General features: G+C 54.2%; 27 protein-coding genes. 8 read left to right on the forward strand and 19 right to left on the reverse strand.

All coding sequences use genetic code 11. The features are described from left to right. Position 1: 1 nt before the first annotated feature. Both C7387_RS14715 and C7387_RS14720 read right to left on the reverse strand, forming a co-directional pair. The gene (locus C7387_RS14715; RefSeq protein ID WP_006818088.1) at positions 2 to 628 is read right to left on the reverse strand and encodes a protein disulfide oxidoreductase DsbA; all 627 of its coding nucleotides are present in this window, start codon (positions 626 to 628) and stop codon (positions 2 to 4) included. 109 nt (positions 629 to 737) lie between these two features. Further along, a complete protein-coding gene (locus C7387_RS14720; RefSeq protein WP_006818087.1) occupies positions 738 to 1,109 on the reverse strand; it encodes a helix-turn-helix domain-containing protein in 372 nt (123 codons plus the stop codon). 201 nt (positions 1,110 to 1,310) lie between these two features. Here C7387_RS14720 and C7387_RS14725 point away from each other — a divergent pair, with 201 nt between their 5' ends. Then, positions 1,311 to 2,195, forward strand: coding sequence for a LysR substrate-binding domain-containing protein (locus C7387_RS14725; protein ID WP_038256035.1), 885 nt, complete (start codon positions 1,311 to 1,313; stop codon positions 2,193 to 2,195). Positions 2,196 to 2,351: 156 nt separating this feature from the next. Here the strand turns inward: C7387_RS14725 and nanQ are convergent, their stop codons facing one another. The 10 genes from nanQ to zapE form a co-directional block, all read right to left on the reverse strand. Then, positions 2,352 to 2,816 (reverse strand): N-acetylneuraminate anomerase, encoded by a 465-nt coding sequence (nanQ, locus tag C7387_RS14730; RefSeq protein ID WP_120816957.1) that lies wholly within the window; start codon positions 2,814 to 2,816, stop codon positions 2,352 to 2,354. Continuing rightward, positions 2,813 to 3,688: an N-acetylmannosamine kinase gene (gene nanK, locus C7387_RS14735; RefSeq protein ID WP_120816958.1), complete on the reverse strand. Its 876-nt coding sequence runs from the start codon at positions 3,686 to 3,688 to the stop codon at positions 2,813 to 2,815. Before nanK ends, nanQ begins: the two co-directional genes overlap by 4 nt. Then, complete coding sequence (locus C7387_RS14740; RefSeq protein WP_120816959.1) at positions 3,685 to 5,169, reverse strand: MFS transporter; 1,485 nt, start codon at positions 5,167 to 5,169, stop codon at positions 3,685 to 3,687. Before C7387_RS14740 ends, nanK begins: the two co-directional genes overlap by 4 nt. Positions 5,170 to 5,232: 63 nt before the next feature. Further along, entirely contained in the window at positions 5,233 to 6,126 is an 894-nt protein-coding gene (gene nanA, locus C7387_RS14745) for an N-acetylneuraminate lyase (RefSeq protein ID WP_120816960.1), read from the reverse strand. 132 nt (positions 6,127 to 6,258) lie between these two features. After that, a complete protein-coding gene (gene nanR / locus C7387_RS14750; protein ID WP_038256044.1) occupies positions 6,259 to 7,041 on the reverse strand; it encodes a transcriptional regulator NanR in 783 nt (260 codons plus the stop codon). Between the two features lie 109 nt (positions 7,042 to 7,150). Next, a complete protein-coding gene (gene sspB, locus C7387_RS14755; protein ID WP_006818080.1) occupies positions 7,151 to 7,642 on the reverse strand; it encodes a ClpXP protease specificity-enhancing factor in 492 nt (163 codons plus the stop codon). A gap of 4 nt (positions 7,643 to 7,646) precedes the next feature. Continuing rightward, positions 7,647 to 8,285 (reverse strand): stringent starvation protein SspA, encoded by a 639-nt coding sequence (sspA, locus tag C7387_RS14760; protein ID WP_006818079.1) that lies wholly within the window; start codon positions 8,283 to 8,285, stop codon positions 7,647 to 7,649. A gap of 314 nt (positions 8,286 to 8,599) precedes the next feature. After that, the gene (rpsI, locus tag C7387_RS14765; RefSeq protein ID WP_000829815.1) at positions 8,600 to 8,992 is read right to left on the reverse strand and encodes a 30S ribosomal protein S9; all 393 of its coding nucleotides are present in this window, start codon (positions 8,990 to 8,992) and stop codon (positions 8,600 to 8,602) included. Positions 8,993 to 9,007: 15 nt separating this feature from the next. After that, entirely contained in the window at positions 9,008 to 9,436 is a 429-nt protein-coding gene (rplM, locus tag C7387_RS14770) for a 50S ribosomal protein L13 (protein WP_006818076.1), read from the reverse strand. Between the two features lie 288 nt (positions 9,437 to 9,724). Next, the gene (gene zapE, locus C7387_RS14775; protein ID WP_006818075.1) at positions 9,725 to 10,852 is read right to left on the reverse strand and encodes a cell division protein ZapE; all 1,128 of its coding nucleotides are present in this window, start codon (positions 10,850 to 10,852) and stop codon (positions 9,725 to 9,727) included. 195 nt (positions 10,853 to 11,047) lie between these two features. Here zapE and zapG point away from each other — a divergent pair, with 195 nt between their 5' ends. The 3 genes from zapG (at position 11,048) to degS (ending at position 14,143) form a co-directional block, all read left to right on the forward strand. Beyond that, positions 11,048 to 11,446: a Z-ring associated protein ZapG gene (zapG, locus tag C7387_RS14780; protein WP_038256051.1), complete on the forward strand. Its 399-nt coding sequence runs from the start codon at positions 11,048 to 11,050 to the stop codon at positions 11,444 to 11,446. Positions 11,447 to 11,617: 171 nt separating this feature from the next. Continuing rightward, on the forward strand, positions 11,618 to 12,985 hold the full coding sequence (gene degQ, locus C7387_RS14785; RefSeq protein WP_038256053.1) for a serine endoprotease DegQ: 1,368 nt from the start codon (positions 11,618 to 11,620) through the stop codon (positions 12,983 to 12,985). A gap of 87 nt (positions 12,986 to 13,072) precedes the next feature. Further along, positions 13,073 to 14,143: an outer membrane-stress sensor serine endopeptidase DegS gene (degS, locus tag C7387_RS14790; RefSeq protein ID WP_006818072.1), complete on the forward strand. Its 1,071-nt coding sequence runs from the start codon at positions 13,073 to 13,075 to the stop codon at positions 14,141 to 14,143. 52 nt (positions 14,144 to 14,195) lie between these two features. Here the strand turns inward: degS and mdh are convergent, their stop codons facing one another. After that, a complete protein-coding gene (gene mdh, locus C7387_RS14795; protein ID WP_006818071.1) occupies positions 14,196 to 15,134 on the reverse strand; it encodes a malate dehydrogenase in 939 nt (312 codons plus the stop codon). Between the two features lie 396 nt (positions 15,135 to 15,530). Here mdh and argR point away from each other — a divergent pair, with 396 nt between their 5' ends. The 3 genes from argR to yhcN-B all read left to right on the forward strand — a co-directional run bounded on the left by argR (position 15,531) and on the right by yhcN-B (position 16,987). Then, a complete protein-coding gene (gene argR / locus C7387_RS14805; RefSeq protein WP_006818069.1) occupies positions 15,531 to 16,001 on the forward strand; it encodes a transcriptional regulator ArgR in 471 nt (156 codons plus the stop codon). A gap of 350 nt (positions 16,002 to 16,351) precedes the next feature. Next, positions 16,352 to 16,615 carry a peroxide/acid stress response protein YhcN gene (yhcN, locus tag C7387_RS14810; RefSeq protein ID WP_038256055.1) on the forward strand — a complete coding sequence of 88 codons (264 nt, stop codon included), beginning with the start codon at positions 16,352 to 16,354 and terminating at the stop codon, positions 16,613 to 16,615. A gap of 105 nt (positions 16,616 to 16,720) precedes the next feature. Then, complete coding sequence (gene yhcN-B, locus C7387_RS14815; RefSeq protein ID WP_006818067.1) at positions 16,721 to 16,987, forward strand: DUF1471 family stress response protein YhcN-B; 267 nt, start codon at positions 16,721 to 16,723, stop codon at positions 16,985 to 16,987. Between the two features lie 52 nt (positions 16,988 to 17,039). Here yhcN-B and C7387_RS14820 read toward each other — a convergent pair whose 3' ends face one another. From C7387_RS14820 to aaeX, 5 genes are all read right to left on the reverse strand, one after another. Continuing rightward, on the reverse strand, positions 17,040 to 17,312 hold the full coding sequence (locus C7387_RS14820) for a barstar family protein (RefSeq protein WP_006818066.1): 273 nt from the start codon (positions 17,310 to 17,312) through the stop codon (positions 17,040 to 17,042). Between the two features lie 20 nt (positions 17,313 to 17,332). Continuing rightward, complete coding sequence (locus C7387_RS14825) at positions 17,333 to 18,787, reverse strand: NAD-dependent succinate-semialdehyde dehydrogenase (protein WP_120816961.1); 1,455 nt, start codon at positions 18,785 to 18,787, stop codon at positions 17,333 to 17,335. Between the two features lie 85 nt (positions 18,788 to 18,872). After that, complete coding sequence (aaeB, locus tag C7387_RS14830) at positions 18,873 to 20,840, reverse strand: p-hydroxybenzoic acid efflux pump subunit AaeB (RefSeq protein WP_038256057.1); 1,968 nt, start codon at positions 20,838 to 20,840, stop codon at positions 18,873 to 18,875. Between the two features lie 5 nt (positions 20,841 to 20,845). Beyond that, complete coding sequence (gene aaeA / locus C7387_RS14835; RefSeq protein ID WP_006818063.1) at positions 20,846 to 21,778, reverse strand: p-hydroxybenzoic acid efflux pump subunit AaeA; 933 nt, start codon at positions 21,776 to 21,778, stop codon at positions 20,846 to 20,848. Between the two features lie 7 nt (positions 21,779 to 21,785). After that, a complete protein-coding gene (aaeX, locus tag C7387_RS14840) occupies positions 21,786 to 21,989 on the reverse strand; it encodes a p-hydroxybenzoic acid efflux pump operon protein AaeX (RefSeq protein WP_006818062.1) in 204 nt (67 codons plus the stop codon). Positions 21,990 to 22,123: 134 nt separating this feature from the next. On the opposite strand from aaeX, the gene aaeR reads away from it, so the two are divergent. Then, positions 22,124 to 23,053 carry an HTH-type transcriptional activator AaeR gene (aaeR, locus tag C7387_RS14845; protein ID WP_006818061.1) on the forward strand — a complete coding sequence of 310 codons (930 nt, stop codon included), beginning with the start codon at positions 22,124 to 22,126 and terminating at the stop codon, positions 23,051 to 23,053. A gap of 7 nt (positions 23,054 to 23,060) precedes the next feature. Here aaeR and fucR read toward each other — a convergent pair whose 3' ends face one another. After that, complete coding sequence (fucR, locus tag C7387_RS14850) at positions 23,061 to 23,780, reverse strand: L-fucose operon activator (protein WP_120816962.1); 720 nt, start codon at positions 23,778 to 23,780, stop codon at positions 23,061 to 23,063. Positions 23,781 to 23,789: the final 9 nt, after the last annotated feature.

Raw genomic sequence — 23,789 nt, forward strand, 5'->3', positions numbered from 1 at the left:
CTCATTTTTTCTCAACCAGCGCGCTCACGACTTCCGCAAACGCCGGGGCATAACCCTCTGGTGTATTCACACCAATACCGTTATTGCGCACCTGATACTTACCTTTGACATAAAACGATGGTGTCCCCGTCACGCCAAACTGCTCGGCGGCTCGCTCCTGTTTTTCTGTCAGCGCTTTCACGGCAAAGCTGTTTTTAGCGGCATCATATTCATCAGCTGAAACCCCCGCATGCAGAAAGACCTGGCGAATATCCGCATCGCTGTGAATGGTTTTACTTTGCTGCACCGCCGCGAAGAGCGTCTGCTCCACCCGCGATTCCACCCCCAGCGCTTTAGCCACTGACCAGGCTTCCGTAAGCGATTTACCCATCGCCCCCATCGAGCTGACATGGTATTTCTCGGTTTTGGCACCGTCCGGTAACCGTTTATCAATGGCTTCACCGACTTTATAAGTACCGGAAAACGCCGCACAGGGTGGGCAATAAAAGGAGAAAAACTCAACCACCTCCGGGGCCCCCGCCACCGGTCTGGCAAGCGTGGTATATTGCGTGCCTTCACTTAACGGTGCCGCCATGGCGAAAGAGGCACTTAGCGTCAGTACCGCCCCAAGCGCGATATTTTTTAACATACCTTATTTCCCTATAACTTAATAAAAAACCAAAGAATTATGCGCCGGTATTATTCTCCTGTTTGTCTCAGGAAACGCGAAGATATGTAAACCAATGCAAGGAATGCGCTTATACATCCAGCTCAATACAGTTTTCGCAGGCCATATTTTTACGACAGTTCCCAGGAGTACATCCGGTCACACGCTTAAACTGGCAAGAAAACACCTGCTGCGATGAAAAGCCATATTGCGGGTAAAGCTCAGCGAAGGGAATCGATGAATATTTAATATCATCGATGATATGTCTTATTCTGACCTTACGGAAAAAGTTCGCCACGGTGTCATGGCTGGTTTCCATGAAAATTCGCTGCAGGTAGCCTTTGGAATAACCAGATATTGTAGAGATCTCATCCAGCGTGTGTTGATGGAATAGGTTACTTGAAAGCCTCTCGATCAAATCGATAATGACTGAGCGATGCAATATTTCAGTACTCGTTTTCATGGTCCTCCCGGTGGCACTTTATAAAAAGAGTGCCCAGATGACGCAAGCAATAAAAAGAAGAAGAGCCGATAGCGGAATATAGTATGCAAACTTGTCCTGGTTCATAGCCACCTCAATGTTTGTTCTGAGGCAGAGTTTAGTGCTATGGTTTCGTTTATAAAATCTAATTATTTTAAACGAACCGTTTAGGAGTGCTAATCAGTGAATCTCACCCTGAAGCAACTCATTGTTTTTATGTCGGTGATCCGTCATACCAATCTTAGCGCCGCAGCGGAGGCGCTGCACATGACGAAAGGTGCGCTTTCGCAAAATCTGGCCGCCCTGGAGCAACAGCTGGGCACCCGGCTTTTTGACCGGCGACATGCCCGGCTCTATGTCAACCAGGCCGGGATGAATCTCATCCCCCTCGCCGATGAGCTACTCACCAGAGCAAAATATCTCGAAGAGAAGTTCAGCCACAGCGCCGCGCCACCGGCCATTAAGGTGGGTTGTACTAAATCTATCGGCTCGTTTCTGCTGCCAGCGATGCTGAGCGATTTTAAGCGTGAAGCCGGGTGGTTGCCGGAAGTGATTACGGAGAATATTCACGCAATCCATGGCTTGCTCAACCGCTTTGACATTGATATTGCCTTGCTGGAAGGCCCGGTGGTAGATATCTCTCAGCAAAGCCAGCTCTGGATGCAGGATGAGATGGTTGTGGTTGCCTCACGCTCACATCCACTGGCAGGCGAGAGCGTCGTTTCTTACGCACGGCTGAGTCAGGAAAAGTGGATCCTGAGGGAAACAGAATCTGCCAGCCGCCATTACTTTGATAATCAACTAGCAATGAAGCTCGATAATCCACAAATAGCGATTTCACTCAATAGCTTCGATGCCATTTTGTCCAGCGTGCATCATCAGTTAGGTATCACCTTTATTTCGAGAGCCTGCCTGAATAACCCTTTCTACGGCCCACACCTGGTTCAGCTAGCCGTCGAAGACTCTTTTTTCCGTAATCTCTATATTGTGTACCAAAAAGAGAAATACCTTTCCCCGCCGATTGTCGAGTGGGTGAACTTTCTTAAATCACAGGTCAGCAAAGATTAAAAAAATCCCGCCCTGCGGATTAAAGGGCGGGATAAAAGGTTCCACTCAATCAAGGTGAATATCAGTGGGAACCACTCGGGGTCATACTATCAAAATAGATTAACTATTAAAGAACTATCATCGAAAGTGGTAATAAAGGTGACTTTCTGTGAAATTTCACCCGGGTTCAGCGAACTCCAGTTTTATCACCACTTTCTTTATTTCCTGTGGTGCAGTCAGACTACACCCTGGCTTATGCGGTTCGCTGGGCATGAATATCACAAATTCCCCAGCAGTCAGCGTCAGGCACTGTTCTTCTGTCATAGTGCGACACAGCTGATAGTCATCGCTCTCATGCCAGTCCCCGCACTCGCGAGCACTGCCGTTTTCGCCGTAGTAGATCTGCTCCTCTCCCGCCAACAGGATCTGGATATCGATATAGCGTCGGTGCAGCTCGGCCTGTTTCTCCTCCGGCCGCTGGGTGACAAACTGCATCACATTCATGAAAAGCCTGTCTCCCTGCAGCTTATAGCGGCCGGGCTCCAGTTTAGCGGGTGCCAGCGACAGCGCCCTGTCGATAGCAGCAATAAGAGACGGTGATAATCCCGCCGCCTGCAGATGTTGAATATTTCCGGTGATCATCGTGTGACTCCTTGTGCCCACAGGGCGGCTCCCAGCAACCCTGCATCATGTCGATAATGCGCCGCACGCAGGGGGGTCTGGAAAGCAGCGGGCTGCTCGGCCAGAAAACCACGAACCTGTGCCAGATAGCCCTCTGCCAGACCAACACTTCCCCCGACAACAGCACATTCGCAGTCGGTCAGTGCCTTAACATCCGCAATCAGCGCCGCCAGCGTACGGGCGGAGTGAGCCACCAGTTCGCAGGCCTGACTATCCCCCCACGCTGCGCGAGAGAAAATCGTTTTGCAGTCGAGGCCCTGCAGGTTGCCGCTAGCGGCAGCGGCAATTCCCCGGCCCGAGGCAATCGCTTCGACGCAGCCGATACGGCCACAGCCACAGCGCGGACCATGCGGATCTGCCTGCGTATGACCAATATGCCCTGCCAGACCGCCCGGGCCGATCAGCAGCTTTCCACCGCTAACTAGCCCACCGCCGACGCCGGTAGAAACCGTGATAAACACCATCTCCTGCACCGGAACCCGCAGCGCATGGAATTCCGCCAGCGCCGCCGCCTGGGCATCGTTCAGCGCGACACAAGGCAACCCGCTTAGCGCGGAAAGCGTCTCGACCAGCGGAAAAGCCGCCAGTCCGCCGAGGTTAGCGGGGTTAATTGCCGTCAGTACGCCTTGATGGATAATCCCCGTCGAGGCAACGGCGATGCGCACAGCGCCAGGCAGCAACGGTTGGATCAGTGATTTCAATGCTCCGGCCAGCGCCTGTGGCGTGTGGCTCGCCGGTGTCGGAAGCTCGCGTCGGCTGACTATCTGCAAATTATCACCAACCTGCGCTGCCGCCAGTTTGGTACCACCAATATCGATGGCAAGTGTGGTCATGGGTGCGTCCTCACATTGCTTTTCACTGCGCGAGTCACCGCACCGCTGAATGGTTTTCCGTCGATGGCATCGTGCGTGCGCAACGCTTCTGGCCGCAGCCAACGCTGCACGCGAGAAGGCATATCAAGGCCAATCAGCAGAATGACCACGAAGGTCAGCCCGAATGAGAGCGATCCCAACGCAGTTCCCAGATCCAGACGCTGAGCGATAAGTGCGCCGATCACCGGCGCCAGCGCGCCACCCAGAGCACCTACGTTATAGGTAAAACCAAGACCTGCCGCCCGTTGATCGGTATCGAAATAGCCACCGATGAGCTTCGGCAGGATCCCGGAGATCCCCTGACCAAGCATCTGCTGGAAGAAGAGCAGAAAGCCGAGGATCCAGATGCTGGATCCGCCTATCGCGAACACCGGAATGATCAGGACCTGAGAAGCCAGCAGACTGCAGACATAGGCTTTACGAGTACCGAGCCAGTCACCGAGGAAACCGCCGACGATGCAGCCCACCGCCGCACCAAAACCACTGAAAAACAGAACCCGTGCCACCGTGGAAGGGTCGTAGCCCAGTTCGGTTTTCAGATAGGTCGGCAACAGTGCCTGAATGGGCCATGAGTAGAGGAAAGCGAACAGCACCACGACCATCAGCATGACGCCTGTAGGCCAGCGTTTACCGCTGCTTTGCACCATAAAGCTGATAAAGATCCCGGCACACAGTAGCCCCAGCAGCGCGACAATCGCCGCGTTACGCATGTCTCCGGCAAAGCACAACCACAGGGATGCACCGGCCACCAGCGTCATGACTACGTTCAACACCCGGTACTTACCGCGATAGAGAATATCCACCATGGTGCGTACCGGCGCTTTTCCAGCATGACGTTGCTTCCAGTCTTCTGCCTCAGGAATGTTTTTACGTAACCACAGGGCAAAAATGATGGGCAGAATGCCGATGAAAAACAGCGCCCGCCAGCCCCACACCGGAACCACCAGGCTATAAACCTGAGCGGCTACCACCGCTCCCACCGAAAAACCAGAGATAAGAAAACCACTGGCCTTGTTGCGTAAATGCTTTGGCCAACTTTCAATGACGTAGGTTGCGCTCGATCCGTACTCTCCCGCCATTCCCATGCCAATAACCAGGCGGGCAATGAACATAGTCGTGAAACCTGGGGCAAAGCCGCAGGCAAGCGTACCGACAGAAAACAGGACAATGCTGGACACCATAGCCAGGCGGCGGCCGTAGCGATCGCCAAGCGCCCCCAGCATCAATCCACCAAACCAGCGAGAGATAAAGGCCGCCGAGATAAGGCTTGCCGCCTGTACCGTCGTCAGACCAAACTCACCCTGTATTTCAGTCAGAACCAGAGCAATCAGGACAAAATCAAAACCATCGAGCAAATACCCAAGCCAGGCGGCGGAGAACGCCCGCCATTGTGCCTTGTTGAGATGGCGATACCACGGGATGTTTGGGGCAGAAGTACTCATTTTACTCTCCCGACAATTCTATTGTGGTGGAGCCGGACAGCAGCAGTGCCATCCGGCAATAGATTAGCGTTTTTCCGCCATTAGTTGCTCAGCCAGAGCCTTAAGTTCAGGCAGGAATTGCTCATCCACCGGTGAAAACGGTTTACGACATAGCGGAACCGCCACCACATCCATAAAGTGCAGTACCGTTTTCAGGCCACGGAATACGCCGGTTTTGATAAGCAGATCGATGACGCTGTTACACTCGGTTTGCAGCCGCTGCGCCGTCGCGATATCACCTTCCTTCAGCGCTTTTACGATGTTCAGATAGCGCCAGCCCATAATGTTGTATGTGCTGCCGATCCCGCCGTCGGCTCCCGCCAGCAGTCCGGAGGCAAAGATTTCGTCGTAACCGTTGTAAAGCACCAGATCCGGATGCGCGCGACGGATCTGCTCCATTTGATAGAGATCGCCGGAAGTCTGCTTTAGAGCACCAACGCCCGGCAGCGTGACCAGCGTGCTTATCTGCTCAAGGCTCAGCTTCACGCCACTCAACGCCGGAATGTTGTAGACCACCATCGGCAGACCATCCGCCGAGTCGATGATCGCCCGGTAGTGCTCGCAGTGCTCTTCAAAGCTGAAGGGGTAGTAGAACGGCGTGACAGCAGACACCGCATCAAAACCGTACCGACTGGCGGCGTGCGCCAGCTGTTGGCTTTCTGCGGTGCTGACACTGCCCACGTGGGCGATAAGCGCCACCTTCCCTTTCGCCTCTTCCGCCACAATTTCAAGTACCGCTTCGCGCTCAGACAGGCTCTGAACAAAAGCCTCACCGGTGGAACCGCCTACGTACAAACCATCAATGCCCTGCTCAATGTTGAAGCGCACCAGGCGGCGCAGGCTCTCTTTATCGAGACGCTGCTGCTCGTCGAACGGAGTCAGGAGTGCGGGCATAACCCCACGTAAGTTCACAGCCATAGAAACCTCTCTGTCATATTTGAATTACCGGCATACCTTTATACCTGTTATACCAGATCAAATAAGCAGCAGCTCAATAGCAAAATTCTATTGTGCGATCGGCTTCACTAAATACCGATCGTCAGGATCGTGTTACTTGCGGGGTGTTTTTCCCTGACCGAAAGCGTGCCAGGTGGCAGAAACGCTGTTGAGATGGGTTTGCAAAGCGCGATCCGCCTCGTCCGGATCGTGACGACGGATGGCATCGACGATGGCGATATGCTGTTGATAGCTGACGGTATTATGCTGCAACAGCTCTTTCTCTGGCACCTTCGGTCGGGCGGCGATCAGCCAGTCCAGAAGCGCAACGTGGATAGCCATAAAGATCGGGTTGCCGGGAATTTCCGCCAGCACGCGGTGGAAATCAACGTCTGAGCGAATGAACAGGGTGTTGTCATCCAGCGTCTGGCTATTCAGCTCCAGCGCTTTCGTGAGTAGCGCAATCTGTTCATCACTGGCGTTTTCCGCCGCGTAACGCACCAGGCTCGATTCAAAAAACAGGCGTAGCTGTTCAAAATGCGCAATGCCGCCGGGGTGGGCAAGAAAATCTTTCGCCATCCCGGAGAGTTCACCAATGATGGTATCGGCTGATGGCCGGGAGACGCGAGCACGTTCACCGTTGTTAATCTGCACCAGACCTTTGCGTTTCAGGGCAGCCAGCGCTTCTCTGACCGAGGGGCGACCTACGTTGAAGAAAGTCATCAGCTCACGCTCGGAAGGCAGCTGCTCTCCTTCAGCAAACTCGCGCCGACGGATCATTTGCTCCAGCTCTTCTTCCACCATCTCAGACAGTTTTTTGCGCGCCAACGGGCGACGGCGCAGGCTGCGGCCAATGGTGTCGGAAGCGTTGTCGGCTGAAGGATCAAATGCGTTCATAGGCCCATAGCGTTGATAAGTGACGGCTTTCTTTATCTTATCACAGGAATTTTTAACTGGGTAAACGGGAAGCCGATAACAAAACAGGCCCCGCGGGGCCTGTCAGCAATTACTTCACGACCCGCAGCGACGGGCGACCACCGCGCGGTGGCGGCGGAGTGTCGTCAGGATCGTGATCGTGATCCGGCTTATCACCGTCAATCACCGACATTACGGTCTCGTTCTCTTCAGAGACATCGCCGTCGTCGTTAAGGCTGGGTACTTCTTCGTCGTAGGCTGCTTCTGGCTCAAACATAGTGCCAGCGCCGTTCTCACGTGCGTAAATGGCCAGCACTGCCGCCAGCGGAACAGAAACCTGACGCGGAACGCCGCCGAAGCGCGCATTAAAGCGAACGTCGTCGTTAGTCAGTTCCAGGTTCCCCACCGCACGCGGCGCGATGTTCAGGACAATCTGACCGTCACGAGCGTACTCCATCGGCACATGAACCCCTGGCAGCGTGACATCCACCACCAGATGCGGCGTCAGCTGGTTATCCAGCAGCCACTCATAAAAGGCTCGCAGCAGATAAGGACGGCGTGGAGACAGTTGTGAGACATCCATTCAGTTAGCCTCGACCAAGACGCATTTCACGCTCGGCTTCAGTTAAGGAAGCGAGGAAAGAGTCACGCTCGAAGACACGAGTCATGTAGGCTTTCAGCTCTTTCGCACCCGCGCCCACGATTTCGATGCCAAGTACCGGCAAACGCCACAGCAGCGGCGCCAGGTAGCAATCCACCAGGCTGAACTCGTCGCTCAGGAAGTAAGGTTTCTGAGTGAAGACCGGCGCAATCGCCTGAAGTTCTTCACGCAGCTGCTTACGTGCAGCATCCGCCTGAGCAGCAGAACCGGTCGTGATGACGTTCATCAGCGTGTACCAGTCTTTCTCGATACGATGCATATAAAGACGGCTTTCACCACGCGCAACCGGATATACCGGCATCAGCGGCGGATGAGGGAAACGCTCGTCCAGATATTCCATAATGATGCGGGATTCCCACAGGGTGAGCTCACGATCCACCAGCGTCGGTACGCTTTGATTCGGGTTGAGGTCAATCAGATCCTGAGGTGGGTTGTCCTTCTCCACGTGTTCTATCTCAAAACTAACACCCTTCTCAGCCAGCACAATGCGGACCTGATGGCTATAGATGTCAGTAGGACCAGAAAACAGCGTCATTACCGAACGTTTGTTGGCAGCGACAGCCATGAAAACCTCCAGGTATATTCAGAATTTTTACTGCTACCGGCCACACGGTGACCAGCCAGATAAAAGGCCCCATTCGCAAGGAATACACTTTTTGTTCCATAAGAAACCAAAAAATGAACAATCCCCGGCATTTGGGCAGAAAATTGGATGATAGTTTACCAGATTTTAACGACGATGTGGTGAGGGGATTCTGGAAATGCTGAAAAAGACCAGGAATTCAGCGCAGCATGGTGAGAAACACGCGTTATGTCCATAAAAAAACCCGCCGAAGCGGGTTTTTTCGCCAATTGTTCTCCTGCAGATGCAGGAAGCAATTAACGCTTGGAGAACTGCGGACGACGACGTGCTTTACGCAGGCCGACTTTCTTACGTTCAACCTGACGAGCATCACGAGTAACGAAGCCAGCTTTACGCAGTTCGCCACGCAGGGACTCGTCGTACTCCATCAGAGCGCGGGTGATACCGTGACGGATCGCACCAGCCTGACCAGAGATACCACCACCTTTAACGGTGATGTACAGATCCAGTTTCTCAACCATGTCGACCAGTTCCAGCGGCTGACGAACTACCATGCGGGCAGTTTCGCGACCGAAGTACTGTTCCAGAGAACGCTGGTTAATAACGATTTTACCGTTGCCCGGTTTGATGAACACACGAGCTGCGGAACTTTTGCGGCGACCAGTGCCGTAGTATTGATTTTCAGCCATTGCCTATAATCCCGATTAGATGTCAAGAACTTGCGGTTGCTGTGCCGCGTGGTTGTGCTCGTTGCCCGCGTAAACTTTCAGTTTACGGTACATAGCACGACCCAGCGGGCCTTTTGGCAGCATGCCTTTAACCGCGATTTCAATCACACGCTCAGGACGGCGGGCAATCATCTCTTCAAAGGTCGCTTCTTTGATACCACCGATGTGGCCAGTGTGGTGGTAGTACATTTTGTCTTCGCGCTTGTTGCCGGTTACAGCAACTTTTTCTGCGTTCAGAACGATGATGTAGTCACCAGTATCAACGTGCGGAGTGAATTCCGCTTTGTGCTTACCGCGCAGGCGACGAGCCAGTTCGGTAGCCAGACGGCCCAGAGTTTTACCGGTCGCGTCAACAACATACCAGTCGCGTTGTACGGTTTCTGGTTTAGCTGTAAAAGTTTTCATTAAAAGCTTACCCAAGTAATAAGTTACACGTTGGTGAACACCCAAACGTTTTAGTCAGTTGAGGCTCACACGACAAAGTCCGGCAAACCTACCCCTTCGAATAGCAAATGCCAGCACATAGAAAGTTTTGGGAAAAAACCTTCTCGTAACGTGGGGTCGCAAGATTATAGAGAAGTCGAGGTCAAAGATCGACCCCTTTATATGCTTTGCCGCGGGTTTTTCGGGGTTTGGGGGTGTGCGGCCTGACGCCCTCCCCCCCAACCCTTCTCCCACGGGGAGAAGAGGCATTTATGGCATATGCGATTTCTTAAGATACTCTTCACTCTGCATCTCCTGCAGACGCGACAAGCAGCGCTGAAATTCAAACTTCAGACGCTCGCCCTGATAGATCTCATATAAAGGCACGGCAGCGCTTACCACCAGCTTGACGTGGCGCTCGTAGAACTCATCCACCAGCGCGATAAAGCGGCGGGCTTCGCTCTCCATCAGGCGGGTCAGCACCGGTACATCAAACATCAACACGGTGTGGAACAGGCGCGAGAGCGCAATGTAGTCGTGCTGGCTGCGGGCATCCACGCACAGCGTGGTAAATGACACCGCCAGCGTCTGGTTCTCTACGCCCATGGTCTGCAGCGCGCGATGGTTTATTTCAAGCTCCGGCGCGTGCTCACGCGGCGCACCGGCCAGCGCCAGCCACAGCGCATCCATCTGCTGCATGGTTTCCGTGTTAAGCGGCGACAGCCACAGATGAGCCTGGGTCAGCGTGCGCAGTCGGTAATCCACCCCGGCATCAACGTTCATGATGTCACAGTGCTCTTTAATCGCCTCAATTGCCGGTAAGAAGCGCGCACGCTGCAGGCCATTACGATACAGACCGTCGGGCGCAATATTCGACGTTGCCACAAGCGTAATGCCGCGGGCAAACAGCGCCTTCATCAACCCGCCGAGCAGCATGGCGTCGGTAATGTCGGAAACAAAAAACTCGTCAAAGCACAGAACGTCAGTTTCGGCCTTGAAACGGTCGGCGATGATTTCCAGCGGGTCGCTGTGCCCTTGCAGCTGCGTCAGCTCTTCATGCACGCGCAGCATGAAGCGGTGGAAATGCAGACGCTGCTTACGCGTTCCCGGCAGGCTCTGATAGAAAAGATCCATAAGCCAGGTCTTGCCACGCCCCACACCGCCCCACATGTAAAGACCTCGTACCGGCGTCCGGGCCGTTGCCGTCTCTTTCTTACCCCACAGCTTCCCGAATTTTGCTTTCAGCCCGCCGCCTGTGGGGGGAGCCTCTTTGCTGATGGTCAGCTCCTGCCAGATAACGTCGAGCCGGCTCACGGCCTCGCGCTGGACATCGTCCGCCTGGTGGGTGCCCTCGTTGAGTGCCTGGATATATCGCGATGTTGGGGTAAGGCTTTGCATAAGTTATTGTTATTCCCTGAAAAGCAACTTGCAGTCGTTCACAGTTGTCGAAAAAAAAGCCGTTCTACACTACGTGATGATACGCCAGGATTCCACTTCTAAGGAAATAGCGGTTATAGTGGCACTATCGGGCGCGGGCAAGGAGTCGCCTCTCGGCCAACACCCTACGGAACAACAAAACAACGGGAGAAGTTCATGACCTGGGAATATGGGCTAATTGGGTTAGTCGTCGGCCTCATTATCGGCGCCGTCGCCATGCGTTTTGGCAACCGCAAATTACGTCAACAACAGGCCCTGCAGTACGAACTGGAAAAAAACAAAGCAGAGCTCGAAGATTATCGTGAAGAGTTAGTCAGCCATTTTGCCCGCAGCGCGGAGCTGCTTGATAACATGGCGCACGATTATCGTCAGCTGTACCAGCACATGGCGAAAAGCTCCAGCAGCCTGCTGCCGGAAATGACCGCGGAAACCAATCCGTTCCGCAACCGTCTGGCCGAGTCCGAAGCGGGCAACGACCAGGCCCCGGTGCAGATGCCGCGCGACTACTCCGATGGCGCGTCTGGCCTGCTGCGCGGTGGTGCGAAACGCGATTAATCGCACATCCGCTAAAATTTATTTACGGGCGCGCCTTCTGCGCCCGTCTCTTCTTCCTCACCCCAGCTATTATTTAATCGTTACCCGCATTGTTACCCGGTTAAAATTTCAATAACATCATACTGTTTTTGGGAATTTTACTTACCCATCAGGTTACGAGAGCCAGCATCAATGAAGAAATCTACTTTGCTGTTGAGTGCGTTAGCGTTAAGCGTTGGTTTATCTCTCTCTGCGTCTATGCCTGCGGTAGCCTCGCTGCCAACACAGGTGCCAGGCCAGGGGGCGCTGCCGAGCCTTGCGCCGATGCTGGAAAAAGTCCTGCCTGCCGTGGTGAGCGTTCAGGTAGAAGGTACGGCGGTGCAGAGCCAGCAGGTTCCTGACGAGCTGAAAAAATTCTTTGGCGACCAGGGACCCGACGAGCAGGCACAGCCGTTTGAAGGCCTGGGCTCTGGCGTCATCATCGACGCCGCGAAAGGCTACGTGCTGACCAACAACCACGTGGTGAGCCAGGCGCAAAAAATCAGCGTCCAGCTCAACGACGGCCGCGAATTCGACGCCAAACTGATCGGCAGCGATGAACAAAGCGACATCGCGCTGCTGCAGTTGCAAAACGCCAGCCACCTCACGCAAATCGCCATTGCCGACTCCGACAAGCTCCGGGTCGGTGATTTCGTGGTGGCCGTAGGTAATCCCTTCGGCCTTGGCCAGACGGCCACCTCGGGCATCGTCTCCGCACTGGGGCGCAGTGGGCTGAACCTCGAAGGGCTGGAGAACTTTATTCAGACCGACGCCTCCATCAACCGCGGTAACTCCGGCGGCGCCCTGCTCAACCTGAACGGCGAACTGATTGGTATTAACACCGCCATTCTGGCACCTGCGGGCGGTAGCGTCGGCATCGGCTTTGCTATCCCCAGCAACATGGCCCGCACGCTTTCGCAACAGCTTATCCAGTTTGGCGAAATCAAACGTGGGCTGCTTGGGATTAAAGGCACCGAGATGAGCGCCGACATCGCCAAAGCCTTTAAGCTGGATGTGCAGCGCGGCGCGTTTGTCAGCGAAGTCTTGCCAAACTCCGGTTCGGCAAAAGCGGGGATTAAGTCGGGCGACGTGATTGTTAGTCTGAACGATAAACCACTCAGCAGCTTTGCCGAGCTGCGTTCGCGTATCGCAACGACAGCGCCGGGCACCAAAGTGAAGCTCGGTCTGCTACGCGACGGCAAACCGCTTACCGTTGAAGTGACGCTGGATAAAAGCACCTCTTCGACCGCCAGTGCAGAACTTATCGCCCCGGCACTTCAGGGCGCCGCTCTCAGCGATGGGCAAATGAAGGATGGCACTAAAGGTGTCTCTATCGACAGCGTCGAGAAGGGCAGCGCCGCCGCGCAGATTGGTTTGCATAAAGATGACATCATCATCGGCATTAACCGTGAACGCATCCATTCTATCGCTGAATTACGCAAAGTGATGGAAGCCAAGCCGTCCGTCATCGCCTTGAATGTGGTGCGCGGCAATGAAAGCATTTATCTGCTTTTGCGTTAAACGCCCCACTCCGGGCAGCGCCGACGTGTGCTGCCCGGATAACTCGTGCTATGCTTCGGCTGTTTACTCACCAGTGATATCGGCATTATGCTCGCAAAGCTCATACGTTCGACTGCAATTGGATTGATTGTTGGCGGCATTCTGCTCGCCGCGCTTCCCTCGTTACGCCAGTTTGGCGCCACAACTTCGGCAACCTTCGACAGTGGCGACGAATCTCCTGTCAGCTATAACTCTGCGGTACGACGCGCGGCACCCGCCGTGGTTAACGTCTATACCCGCGGGCTGAACAGCACCGGCCAAAATAAGCTGGAGCTACGCACCCTCGGTTCCGGCGTGATTATGGACGAACGTGGCTACATTATTACCAACAAGCACGTGATAAGTGACGCAGACCAGATTATCGTCGCCCTGCAGGATGGCAGGGTGTTCGAAGCCCTGGTGGTCGGCTCCGATAGCCTGACGGATCTTGCGGTACTCAAAATTAACGCCAACGGCGGCCTGCCGGTGATCCCGATTAACCCGAAGCGCGTACCGCACATCGGTGATGTTGTGCTGGCCATCGGCAACCCCTTTAACCTGGGGCAAACGACGACACAGGGGATAATCAGCGCGACCGGTCGTATCGGCCTCAACCCAAGCGGTCGACAGAATTTCCTGCAAACAGATGCCTCTATCAACCACGGCAACTCGGGGGGCGCACTGGTGAACTCCCTGGGTGAGCTGATGGGTATTAACACGCTCTCCTTTGATAAGAGTAACGACGGCGAAACTCCGGAGGGCATTGGTTTTGCGCTTCCGGTTCAGCTGGCGACCAAAATCATGGATAAGCTTATCCGTGACGGCCGCGTCATTCGTGGTTATATCGGCATTGGTGGGCGCGAAATCGCACCGATGCACGCCCAGGCTGGCGGCGGTATCGACCAGATTCAGGGGATTGTCGTCAACGAAGTTTCCCCTGGTGGCCCGGCAGCGCTTGCCGGCATTCAGGTGAACGACGTTATCCTGACGGTGAATAACAAACCGGCTATCTCTGCCCTGGAGACCATGGACCAGGTGGCAGAGATCCGCCCCGGTTCGGTTATCCCGGTGGTAGTGATGCGTGAAGATAAGAAGATAACCATCGAAGTTACCGTTCAGGAATACCCCGTCACCAACTGACAGGCATAAAAAAACCGGAGCCAATGGCTCCGGTTTTGACATCTGACGCCGGTTACTTGTTAACGAACTCTTCGCCAAGCGTAATGTCTTTCTTCAGCGTATCCAGCATGCCTTCCATCGCCTGCTGTTCAAATGCGCTCAGCGCACCGATAGCCTTATGCTCTTCGATACCGTTTTTACCCAGCAGCAGCGGCTGAGAGAAGAAGCGCGCGTGCTGGCCATTACCTTCAACATAAGCGCATTCCACCACGCCTTTCTCACCCTGCAGGGCACGAACCAGCGACAGGCCGAAACGCGCTGCAGCCTGACCCATAGACAGGGTTGCAGAACCGCCACCCGCCTTCGCTTCCACCACTTCGGTGCCCGCGTTCTGGATACGTTTGGTCAGGTCAGCCACTTCCTTCTCAGAGAAGCTCACGCCCGGGATCTGCGACAGCAACGGCAGAATGGTCACGCCAGAGTGACCACCGATAACCGGGACTTCAATCTCGGTCGGCTGCTTGCCTTTCAGCTCTGCGACAAAGGTGTTAGAGCGGATGATGTCCAGCGTGGTCACGCCAAACAGTTTGTTTTTGTCATAAACGCCGGCTTTTTTCAGCACTTCTGCGGCAATCGCCACCGTCGTGTTTACCGGGTTAGTGATAATACCGATGCAAGCTTTCGGGCAGGTTTTAGCAATCTGCTGCACCAGGTTTTTGACAATCCCAGCGTTAACGTTAAACAGGTCAGAGCGATCCATACCTGGCTTACGTGCAACACCTGCGGAGATCAGCACGACGTCAGCACCAACCAGTGCCGGAGTCGCGTCTTCACCGCAGAAACCTTTAATTTTCACATCAGTTGGGATATGGCTAAGATCGACTGCCACGCCTGGGGTGACCGGCGCAATATCATACAGGGAGAGTTCTGAGCCTGAAGGCAGTTGGGTCTTAAGTAGTAGGGCAAGCGCCTGGCCAATACCGCCAGCTGCGCCGAGGACTGCGACTTTCATCCTTAAACTCCTTATTATGGTTAATGTAATCTACCGTCCATTGCGGTGACCTTAATTTAGCATGCAAATGATGGCAATAAGATCGCGTCAGGAATGCGGGGTTTGTAGAGTTTCAATAATCTTTTAACACTCGAATCTCCCGAAAACCGCCTGGAGGTTGACTGCTGGTTACAATACACCCTGCCAGACCCGCAAAACAACATCATTTTCATAACATTTGATTTACTTTTGCCCTTATTTTCGTCCCGTGACACAGGCATGTTTCTTAATAACGAAATTTGATAAAATCATCCCCTTTCATAACATTATTTCAGCCTTTTTCATGGCAGATAGTTTGCATAAAAATTCATTCATATGCATAATAATGTTGTTTTTCCACCATAATATGGGTGACTTATGCGAAGCTCGGCCAAGCAAGAAGAGTTAATTAAAGCGTTTAAATCGCTGCTCAAAGAAGAAAAGTTTAGTTCTCAGGGGGAGATTGTTCAGGCTCTGCAGGAAGAAGGCTTCGAAAATATCAATCAGTCCAAAGTCTCTCGCATGTTGACGAAGTTTGGCGCCGTGCGCACGCGCAATGCCAAAATGGAGATGGTGTACTGCCTTCCGGCTGAACTGGGCGTTCCGACTACCTCCAGCCCGCTGAAGAACCTGGTACTGGATATCGATTACAACGACGCCGTTGTTGTTATCCATACCAGCCCTGGCGCTGCGCAGCTCATCGCACGCCTGCTGGACTCACTGGGTAAAGCAGAGGGCATTCTCGGTAGCATTGCCGGTGATGACACTATCTTCACCACCCCAGCCCGTGATTTCTCAGTGAAAGATCTCTACGAAGCCATTCTGGTGCTGTTCGAACAAGAGCTCTGATTCCCCTACCCTCTGGCTGCCGGTCAGAGGGTAAACCTGCCTTACCGCAACCAAAGCGCAACATTCTCCTGCCGTTACTTTAACAAATAGTGCGTTTCTCCACCCCGAATCATTCACATGGCGAATACTTTCGCACGAAATGCTAACTCATCACATCCATTTGTTTTATTTGAATATTTCAATAAAACACACACTCTCACAAGGCCTTTTTGCCTATTTTTTAAGCAAGTTGTTGCCAGTGCAACAATTAGCAGGGTATTAATTTTTTCCGTGACGAGTGTATACTTAATTTTGTGATGAGGGTCACGAAAAACATTGACCCCAGTAAAAGATTCGACGAGGTATTGAAAATGAATATGAAGAATAAAGTTGCCATGATCGGCATCCTGTCATCCCTCTCTTTCGCCACTTTCGCTGCGGACTCTATCAACAGCGAACAGGCTCAGAACCGTCAGTCCATCGGCACCATTTCTGTAGGTGCAGTTAACTCTTCTCCGATGGATATGCGTGAAATGCTGAACCAGAAAGCCCAGGAGCAAGGTGCGACCGCATATCGCGTGATTGAAGCACGCAGCGGCGACCACTGGCATGCCACGGCAGAGCTGTACAAATAAGTTTTAACGGCACCAGACCCTGTAAATGACTACGGCACCAGGCATAAAAAAAGCAGTAGAAACCTTCTCGCCGTGGAAATGAGACCCTATTGAGGAGTAAAGATTATGAAACGCACACTGATTATCGCATCTCTTGGTTTAGCTTCTGTTCTGTCATTCGGCGCCAACGCGGCAGCTCATCAGATCAGCGCTGAACAGGCACAAAATCTGCAATCCATGGGCACTATCTCCGTTTCCCAGGTAGGTAGCGCACCGATGGATATGCGTCAGGAACTGGCAGCGAAAGCGGAAAAAGAGGGTGCCACATCCTACCGCATTATTGAAGCCCGCTCCGGTGACACCTGGCACGCAACGGCTGAACTGTACAAATAAACCCTCGTCGTCTTTTACCCGACGACTTGCCCCCGCCCCGGCGGGGGCTTTTTTATAGCTGTACGTTAAAGCGAAGCTGTCCTCCCAGCTCCTCTTCCGCCTCATCAAACAGCAGAATCAGTGCGCCAAAACGTCGACGCTGAGTCTCGCTAATATGGATGAATTCAATATCCATCGGCAGCGGTAACGCATTGAGGGTCACCACATCCCAGAGCGAATCCAGATCGCTGACCTGCTCACGATCGAGTGAGAACGTCTGGCAAAACTGCCGGTAGAAATCATCCATGCTTTCGATTTCATCAAAATCAAAGGTATAGACTTTCATTCTGCTGCCCCATTCCTGCCCTATAAACCGCCCAGATGCAGAGTTTTCACTTCAAGGAACTCTTCCAGCCCCAGAACAGAGCCTTCACGCCCAAGCCCGGATTCTTTCACTCCCCCAAATGGCCCAAGCTCCGTTGAGACCGCACACTCGTTGATGCCGATCATGCCACTTTCGAGGGCTTCCGAGACGCGAAACACGCGCTGTAAGTTCTGAGTATAGAAGTAAGCCGCCAGACCATAGGGTGTATCATTAGCACGCTGAATGACTTCTTCCTCACTACTGAAGCGGAAACAGGCCGCCAGTGGGCCAAACGTCTCCTCCTGCGCCAGCTGCATGTCATCATGGCATTCACCCAGCACCGTTGGCTGCCAGAAGCAACCGCCCAGCGCGTGCGCTTTACCGCCTGCCAGCACCTTAGCGCCTTTAGCAACCGCATCGTTAATATGTTCCTGAACTTTCTTCACCGCCGAAGGTTCAATCAGCGGGCCGACGATAACCCCTTCTTCAGCGCCATTACCCACCTTGAGTGCACTGACCGCCTCTGCAAGCTTGCGGGTGAACGCATCGTACACGCGATCGTGAATGAAGAAGCGGTTAACGCTGACGCACACCTGGCCTGCGTTGCGGAATTTATTGGCAACGGCGCCTTTTACCGCGGCGTCGATATCCGCATCGTCAAAGACGATGTAAGGTGCGTTGCCACCAAGCTCCATCGAGACCTTTTTCATGGTCTCCGCTGCATTACGCATCAACGTCTTACCCACCGATGTAGAGCCGGTAAAGGAGATTTTCCGCACCTCGTGGCTCGCCATAATGGCATCGCTTATCTCCTGGGTATTCCCCGCGACCGCGTTAAGTACCCCGTCCGGCACCCCGGCTTTTTTGGCCAGCACCAGCAGCGCAAAGGCGCAGAGCGGCGTGTTATTTGCAGGTTTGATGATCCCGGTACAGCCCGCCGCCAGCGCCGGACCTAGCTTGCGGGTCAGCATCGCCATCGGGAAGTTCCACGGCGTAATCGCCGCGACGACGCCAATCGGTTCACGGGTGGCGAGAATGCGTGAGCCTGGTTTCACAGGGGGAATAATTTCACCGTTAGCACGTTTGCCCTGCTCGGCAAACCACTGAATAAAACTTGCGGCATACTCCACCTCACCTTCAGCTTCTTTTAGCGGTTTTCCCTGTTCGGTGGTCATTAACCGGGCGAGCCAGGCTTTGTTTTCAACGATCAGTTGATACCATTTATTGAGAATTTCTGAGCGCACTTTCGCCGGGGTTGCACGCCAGCCGGGAAAGGCTTTGTGGGCGGCAGCAATGGCGGCTTCGGCTTCTTTCTTACCTGCCTTCGCCACTTTGGCGATAACGTCACCAGTCGCCGGGTTTACTACATCGAACGTGGTCTCAAGGGGTTTCCAGATGCCGTTAACCAGATACCCGGTCTGAAACAGTTCGTTATCCTGCAGTGCCTGAATGGTCATTTGTCCTCCTGATGGGTGGTGTCCTGCACAACCGGTAAGTATAGCCATAAAAAAACCGACGCTTTTGGCGTCGGTTCTCAGGTTTTTAGCTATCCGTGAGCGCGTTCTGGTACTTATTCAGCATCCCCACGAGCCGTTTCACCGGTTCGGTTACCTGCGGCGGGGCATCCCAGGTTCGTAGTTTTTCCTGATAGACATCCAGCTCTTCCAGTAATTGCGTAAAGTAAAGACGGCGCTTCACATCGCTGCTGGCGGCAATCACCTGATCCGCCGTCCGGCGCAGCTGACGATGGAACAGCGACAGGTCGTCATTCACCGGTACGGGCGCATCGCGCAGGCGCTGGTGAGCAATGATAAGCGTCAGCGCCAGACGGAATTTCGCGAGATCGCCGGGAAACTTGTTCAGCAGCAGAAACAGCTGCTGGTACAGCGCGGGCAGGTGATTCTCTTTGCGCCGTACTGTGTTAGTAGTCATTGCCGATACCGCCGCTGACACAAACTGGTTCAGCAACACGCGGCCGGTACGCGTCTGCGAGTTATCACGCACCAACGAGATGACCATCAGCGCCAGGAAGCACCCCACCAGCTGACCCAGCGCACTATCGAGGAACTGGCTGAAATGAAAGGTCATCGGGTTATCCAGCACCAGAATGTTGATGGTACTGGCGAGCGCCCCCAGCGAGCCAAGGCGTCTTTTCTGTACCTCAATGCCAATGAAGAACGCCAGCACCGCGAGGCTCAGGCACAGTAGCAGCATACTTTGTTGGGTTGAGGGAATGATGATAAGGAAGAACAGCGCCCCAAGCGGCAGCGCCGCCAGCGTGCCGTACAGAAAATCAATCGCCACCATGCGCGGGTTCGGCAGACGCATGGCAAGCGATGTCACCACCGCAATCATCACCATCGCCCCGCTGCCGGAAGTCCAGCCGGTCCACAACCAGAACAGCGTACCCAGCACGCAGGAGAGAGTGGTACGCCAGAAGTTAACCATGGCGTGATGGCGCTCTGCGGATTCGGCGCGCACAACAACTTCGCCCTGCAGGATCTCCTCTTCCCGGGCGCTGATTTTGGTGTTGCTCACCACCCCACGTTTTAGCAGCTGATAGCGCGTTGCGGCACCAACCCAGCTATAAATCGTCACCGGCGTATCGTGCTGCCCGGTCCAGGCGAGGATCCGCCGCATCCGTTTCAGCTGGCGGTTAGCCTCCTGCGGCGTATCGACCGGCTCTTCAAACATTTCACGCCAGCTATCGGTAATCAGCTCCGGGCGGGTATTCTGGATCAAATAGGTTTCGCAGGCCTGGGTAATCAAGGTCAGTGAAAGCGTGTTCAGCGCTTTAAGGCGACGATTGGCTTTCGCCCAACGCGACGATTCGATATGCAGGTTGCTGCGCATCCCTTCCAGCGCCTGGGTGCGACGAACCAGCGCGCTCCAGGCTTTATCAACCTCTTCGCCATCACCGTGACGAATACACAGCTGCATCAGCTGATACTGTGCTACCAGCAGCGCATCGAGCTCCCGGTCAATCTCCTGTTTGATAGATCGCGGCGAAAACAGCAGATCGGCGGCGATCGCACAGACGATACCAATCACAATCTCGCTGCAGCGCTCTACGGCGAACTGCGGCGTCAGCAGGGGGTTGGGTTGGATAGTGATAATGATGATGAGTGCGGTATACCCGGCAAGCCCCCAGGCGTAGGAGTTTTCCACGCGGACCAGCGAAGAGATCCAGGTACAAAAGCCTGCCCACACGCAGCACACCAGTACCATCAGCAACGGTGCACGGATCATCAGAATAATAATGGTCAGCGCCGCAATACAGCCGATAAAGGTCCCGATAATTCGCAACATTCCGCGATAGCGAATGGCCCCGGAGTAGGGTTCACCACCGGCGGCAAACGCCGGTCCTGCCGCGACGATTGCGGCGGTCAGCACCGCCCAGCGCGGGGTTTCCAGCTCAAAATGAAAGCCCACAAACAGCGCCAGCACGACGGCGCAGGCAAGCTTCAGCGCAAAGCGAATATGCTGGTTGGCAATGCTGAAAATACCCATTGCGATTAACCAAACTCACGCAGGCGCAGCGCCATCTTCTGGAAGAAGGTCATCTCACGCGCGTCGCGGTCTTTCGGCCCGGTAATAACCACCGTTGCGGTGGTACCGGCAGGCCATAGATTCCCACGCTGCTCATCAAGGTGAATACGCACCGGTACGCGTTGAGCAAGACGCACCCACTCAAGGTTGGAATCAACGGTTGCCATCCCTTTCACATCGTTACTGCTACTGGCGTTAGTGACACCTGCAGCCACGCTGTCGACGCTACCGCGGATCACCACTGAACTGCCGAGCGGGGTGATTTCGGCCCGGTAGCCCGGTCGCACACCCTCAAGTTTGGTCTCTTCCATGTAAGCCATCACGTAGAATGAGCCCTCTTTTACCAACGCCACCGCCGCAGAGCCACGGGTGATAAATTCGCCGGTATAGACGTTGAGGTTGGTTATCCAGCCGTCGGATGGCGCACGAATGGTGGTACGCTCGAGATCCAGACGCGCCAGGTCACGCGAAGCCTGGGCTTTCGCCAGCTGATGCTGAACGGTTTGCAGAACGTTATTCGCCTGGTCAATCTCTTCACGCGACATGGCCTGAACACCGAGCTGATTACGACGACCCGCTTCGCGACGCTTCTCGTTTGCCAGCACCTGGTAATAGGCCACGTCGGCTTCGGCTTCTTCAAGCGCTTTCTGGTAACGGGGTTGGTCGATAACAAACAGCACCTGGTTTTTCTTAACCAGTTGGTTATCCTTGACGTTAACCTCGGTAATGAGACCGGCGACATCCGGGGCAATAGCGACAACGTCAGCGCTGAAGCGCGCATCGCGCGTCCACGGCGATTCCGTGTAGTAAACCCAGGCGCGAAAAATGGCGATGAATGCCAGGATAACCAGTATCAGGGTGATGGCTGTACGGGAGATTTTTCTTGTTAGTGTTTTCACAGCGACCTCAAACGAACAAGCGCGATATCAGATAAAAAAGACAGCAGTACAGCGCAGTATTAAACAGCGCAGGGTGCCAGACAAAATCATAGATCCCGGTCGGGATCAGCACCCGTCGCACCAGCCAGAAGATGGCCAGCGACAACAGCAACTCAAAGAAGATCGGCGGAAACGACAAGCCGAAAATCACGATGACGGGAAACAGACTCATGTTGACCTTGATTAGCGAGAATGCGGGAGCAGGTTAGCGGGTGTTTTTCTTATCCAGCTAACAGTATATTAACGTAACAGTGATCCCCTTATCTATAATATGTGATCTAAATCACTTTTAAGCCAGAGTGAATAATGGAACGACTAAAACGCATGACGGTGTTCGCCAAAGTGGTCGAGTTTGGCTCCTTCACCGCGGCGGCACGACAGCTCCAGATGAGCGTTTCTTCTATCAGCCAGACCGTGTCAAAACTGGAAGATGAGCTGCAGGTCAAGCTGCTCAACCGTAGCACCCGCAGCATTGGCCTCACCGAAGCCGGAAAAATTTACTATCAGGGCTGCCGCCGCATGCTGCATGAAGTGCAGGACGTGCACGAACAGCTCTACTCATTTAATAACACCCCGATCGGCACGCTGCGCATTGGTTGTTCTTCCACCATGGCGCAAAATGTCCTCGCCAATATCACCGCCGAGATGCTGAAAGAGTATCCAGGGCTCACGGTGAATCTGGTCACCGGGATCCCGGCACCGGATCTTATCGCCGATGGTCTGGATCTGGTTATCCGCGTGGGCGCACTGCAGGATTCCAGCCTGTTCTCCCGCCGGCTGGGCTCGATGCCGATGGTGCTATGCGCGGCAAAAAGTTATCTGCAGCAGGCCGGAATACCGGAGAAACCCGCCGATCTCGCCAATCACTCCTGGCTTGAGTATAGCGTGCGCCCGCACAACGACTTTGAGTTGATAGCGCCGGAAGGAATAACCACCCGCCTGAGCCCTCACGGGCGTTTCGTCACAAACGATCCGATGACCATTAGCCGCTGGCTGGTGGCGGGGGTCGGGATCGCCCTCGTGCCGCTGATGTGGGTGATCAATGAAATCAATCAGGGGATCCTCGAGATCCTGCTGCCGCGCTACCAGTCGGATCCGCGGCCGGTCTACGCGCTGTATACCGAAAAAGACAAACTGCCTCTGAAGGTACAGGTCTGCATCAACGCCATGACCGAATATTTTGTTGAGGTGGGTGAGCGCTACAAAGGAATGTCGGGGCGCGGAGAGTTACAGTAGTGCGCCATCAGGGGGCGTAATCGCCTTGTGCGTCGGAGATAAGCTGAGTAACGTCGCCGATGTTACCGATCATCACCTCTCCGGCGCGGTTGAATTTGCTTTTATCGATGAGCAGCAGCGACTGCTGTGCTCTTCGCAGCAGCAGTGACTTAAAATCAGCGTTGTAAACGTTGGATTCCCACAGCACGCCCTGGGCGTCGACCCCCTCGCAGGAAAAAACAAATAGATCGATCTCCAGCGACTTCACCTGTGAAAGCAGCGCCGGGTTAACATAGCAGCCGTACTTTCGCTCAAGCTTGCCACCGGAGCTGATAAGCGTTATCCGCTCACGCTTACTTAACTCATGGCAAATCGGGTGGCTATTGGTAAACACGGTGAGATTAACGTCCGGCAATTGGCGCGCCAGATACCAGCAGGTGGAGCTGGCATCCAGCGCAATCACCATGCCTTCGTCTATCCACGACAGCGCTTCACGAGCGATATCAGCTTTATGCGCATAGTGGCTTTTCAGGCGGATGTGAAACGGATCGCCGCTGTCCTGGCTGTCGCGGCGAATGGTTTTGGCCCGCCCGTAGCTGCGCAGGATCTTACCCCGCTCCTGCAGCTCGCTCAGATCCCGGCGAATCGTTTCCTTACTGACACCCAACCGCGCGGCGAGATCCTCCGTCGTCAGGCTCTCATGCTGGACTAATAACTCGATAATAGCCTGCTGGCGCGCCAGTTTCATTCCGTCTCT

Source organism: Yokenella regensburgei (genome assembly GCF_003634235.1).
Lineage (GTDB): Bacteria > Pseudomonadota > Gammaproteobacteria > Enterobacterales > Enterobacteriaceae > Yokenella > Yokenella regensburgei.